The organism is Mesorhizobium sp. M4B.F.Ca.ET.089.01.1.1, assembly GCF_004022605.1.
GTDB lineage: Bacteria > Pseudomonadota > Alphaproteobacteria > Rhizobiales > Rhizobiaceae > Mesorhizobium > Mesorhizobium abyssinicae.
In genome coordinates this window covers 1-1,521 of the sequence record NZ_RZOS01000793.1, presented here as the reverse complement: position 1 = coordinate 1,521, position 1,521 = coordinate 1, and the positions used below count along the sequence as shown (strand labels likewise).

Annotated in this window: 2 protein-coding genes; both read left to right on the top strand. The window is 65.6% G+C overall.

What is annotated here, in order from left to right; all coding sequences use genetic code 11:
- On the top strand, positions 1-770 hold a 770-nt coding region (locus EN780_RS33925), incomplete at its 5' end, for an ABC transporter permease (RefSeq protein ID WP_133372875.1).
- A partial coding sequence (locus tag EN780_RS33920; protein WP_133372874.1) for an ABC transporter permease occupies positions 767-1,521 on the top strand: 755 nt, incomplete at its 3' end. The genes EN780_RS33925 and EN780_RS33920, both read left to right, overlap by 4 nt.

The window sequence follows — 1,521 nt, the reverse complement described above, 5'->3', positions numbered from 1 at the left end:
GACTGGTGATCTTCCTTGCCTTCCGCGGCAATGACGGCTCGCTGCTCGGCGTCGGCCTGACCGCCGCGAACTTCGTCACCGTGGCCACCGATCCGCTCTACTGGACGGTGACGCTGCGCTCGCTGGTCATCGCCGGTCTGGTGACGCTGGCGACGGTGGTGACCGCCTATCCGGTCGCCTACTATCTCGCCTTCCATGCCGGGCGGCGCCGCGGCCTGCTGCTCTTCCTGGTCACGCTGCCATTCTGGACCAGCTATCTTTTGCGCGTCTTCGCCTGGAAGATCGTGCTTGCCTATAATGGCGTGCTCAACTCGGCCTTCATCGAAAGTGGCATCTGGTCGGAGCCGACGCTGGCCTTCCTCAACACGCCGGCTGCGGTCGTGGTCACGCTTGCCCACGCCTACGCGCCCTTTGCCATCCTGCCGATCTATGTCGCGCTGGACACGATCCCGAAATCGCTGCTCGAAGCCGCTTCCGATCTCGGCGCCCGTCCGTTCACGGCGTTCCGCCGCGTCGTGCTGCCGAATTCGATGCCGGGCGTGCTGGCGGCGGCCCTCGTCGTCTTCGTGCCGACGGTCGGCGACTACGTCACGCCGGCGATGGTCGGCGGCCCGGCCAGCACCATGATCGGCACGCTGATCCAGTCGCAGTTCGGCAAGGCCAATGACTGGCCGTTCGGCGCCGCACTTTCCGTCTGCGTCATGCTGGTCATCCTGTGCGTGGTGCTGGTCGCGCGCGGCGCCGACCGCAGATTTGGCAGCCGCACATGAGCGCGGCGCGCACCGGGACCGACACAGGTGGTCGCTGGCTCGGCCTCTACGTGCTTGGCTATCTGGTCTTCCTCTATCTGCCGGTGCTGCTGATCCCGCTGTTTTCCTTCAACAATTCCATCCAGGCTGCGTTTCCGCTGCAGGGCTTCACGCTTGAATGGTACGAGACGCTCTATGGCAATCCGGTGCTGTCGGGCGCGCTCGCCAACAGCCTCGTCATCGCCACGGTTGCAGCCACCGGCGCCACGCTCTGCGGCATCACCGTGTCCTATATGGATCTCTACGGCCGCTCGCCGCTCGCCTCCACGATCAGCGCCATCGCCCGGCTGCCGATCCTGATCCCCGGCGTCATCGTCGGCATATCGCTGCTGATCCTGGTCAATCTCATCGGCCTCGGCCCGTCGCGCGTTTCGATCGTGCTTGGGCACATCCTTGTCGCGCTGCCGACGACGGTGGTGGTGATGCGCAGCCGCTTCGCCGCTATTCCCAAAACCATCCGCGAGGCGGCGCTCGATCTCGGCGCCTCCGACTGGACGACGTTCCGGCGCGTCATGCTGCCGCTGAGTGCGCCGGCCGTGCTGTCGGCCTTCATGCTTGCCTTCCTTATCTCCTTCGACGAGTTCATCGTCGTCTTCTTCCTCGCCGGCACCGAGCCGACGCTGCCGCTCTACATCTGGAGCCAGCTGCGCTTCCCGCGCTCGCTGCCGACTGTCATGGCGCTGGGCACTGTGATCCTGGCCGTGTCCTTCAT